Genomic DNA, 1289 nt, shown 5'->3' on the forward strand with positions numbered 1-1289 from the left:
AATCAGGTTGTCTTTTTTGTTGTAATTTTTGAAGAACAAGCTAAAATAAAACAAAAGAATATCTTAATAAAGAAAATTCTTTCTCGCATGATACTCAATATGATAAATACTGGTCCCCTGCCGCGTGAAAAAAGTGTTTGCTTAAACGTTCGGATTTAAGTGTGAAAATTCTAAAAAATCTAACTTATAAAGCGAACCTTGACATTATACCCGTTCAATTGATAACCTACTAATAATATTTTTCGGTCAGGGAGGCTTAATTAAATATGTGGGAAGATAAGTTTAAAAAAGAAGGATTAACGTTCGATGATGTATTGCTTGTGCCAGCTAAATCTGAGGTGCTTCCAAAAGATGTATCTTTAAAAGTAGAACTAACCCCTACTTTGAAATTAAACATCCCGATGATTAGTGCAGGGATGGACACTGTAACAGAAGGCGACATGGCTATTGCAATGGCCCGTCAAGGCGGGTTGGGAATTATTCATAAAAACATGAGCATAGAACAGCAAGCTGAACAGGTAGACAAAGTAAAACGTTCTGAAAGCGGCGTTATAAGTGATCCATTCTTTTTAACACCTGAGCATCAAGTATTTGATGCTGAGCATTTAATGGGCAAGTACCGCATCTCTGGTGTGCCGATTGTAAACAACCAGGAAGAGCAAAAGCTTGTTGGCATCCTGACTAACCGTGATCTTCGCTTTATCCAGGATTATTCCATCTTAATAACAGATGTAATGACGAAGGAAAATCTTGTGACTGCTCCTGTAGGAACAACACTTGATGAAGCAGAGAAAATTCTCCAGAAACATAAAATTGAAAAGCTTCCACTTATCGATAAAGATGGCGTTTTGAAAGGTCTTATTACGATTAAAGACATTGAAAAAGTCATTGAATTCCCGAACTCTGCAAAAGACGCACAGGGACGCCTTTTAGCAGGCGCTGCTGTTGGGGTAACAGGAGACACGATGAAACGTGTTGAAATGCTTGTTAAGTCCCAGGTAGACGTTATTGTGGTCGATACGGCACATGGCCACTCAGCAGGTGTGATTAACACTGTAAGAGAGATTCGTTCAGCTTATCCCGAGTTGAACATTATTGCTGGAAATGTCGCTACTGCTGAAGCGACACGCGAGTTGTTTGAAGCGGGCGTAGACGTTGTGAAGGTAGGAATTGGACCAGGTTCTATTTGTACAACACGTGTTGTTGCTGGTGTAGGGGTACCTCAAATTACAGCAGTGTATGACTGTGCAACAGAAGCGCGCAAGCATGGTAAAGCGATTATTGCAGAT

The 1289-nt window shown here is 40.0% G+C and carries 1 protein-coding gene; it reads left to right on the plus strand.

Annotated elements, in window-relative coordinates:
* Positions 1–266: 266 nt before the first annotated feature.
* A partial coding sequence (guaB, locus tag VP97_RS22880) for an inosine 5'-monophosphate dehydrogenase (protein WP_050184498.1) occupies positions 267–1289 on the plus strand: 1023 nt, incomplete at its 3' end.

Source organism: Domibacillus robiginosus (assembly GCF_000966195.1).
Taxonomy (GTDB): domain Bacteria; phylum Bacillota; class Bacilli; order Bacillales; family Domibacillaceae; genus Domibacillus; species Domibacillus robiginosus.